Origin of the sequence: Micromonospora reichwaldensis (genome assembly GCF_031845925.1) — a bacterium.
Lineage (GTDB): Bacteria > Actinomycetota > Actinomycetes > Mycobacteriales > Micromonosporaceae > Micromonospora > Micromonospora reichwaldensis.
Window position 1 is genome coordinate 1 of sequence record NZ_JAVRFL010000090.1, and the last position, 466, is coordinate 466.

Consider the following 466-nt stretch of genomic DNA (forward strand, 5'->3'; position numbering starts at 1 on the left):
CCTCCCCGCCCAGCGGGGGCGAGCTGCGCATCCTCGGCATGGATCCGGTGCGCGACGGGCCGGCGATCCGGGCCCGCCTGGGCGTCTGCCCGCAGATCGACAACCTGGATCCCGAGCTGACCGTCCAGGAGAACCTCACCACCTACGCGCGCTACTTCGGCATCTCCCGCCGGGTGGCCCGGGCGCGGGCCGCCGAGCTGCTCGACTTCGTACAGCTCATCGAGCGGGCCGACAGCAGGGTGGAGCCGCTCTCGGGCGGCATGAAGCGGCGGCTGACCATCGCCCGCGCGCTGGTCAACGAGCCCGAGATCGTCCTGCTCGACGAGCCGACGACCGGCCTAGACCCGCAGGCCCGGCACCTGGTGTGGGAGCGGCTGTTCCGGCTCAAGCAGCAGGGCGTCACGTTGGTCCTCACCACGCACTACATGGACGAGGCGGAGCAGCTCTGCGACCGCCTGGTGGTGAT

At 71.5% G+C, this 466-nt stretch carries 1 protein-coding gene; it reads left to right on the top strand.

The window, feature by feature from the left end; genetic code table 11:
- The coding region (locus RM555_RS30840; RefSeq protein WP_311415003.1) for an ABC transporter ATP-binding protein at nt 1-466 on the top strand (466 nt) is incomplete at both ends.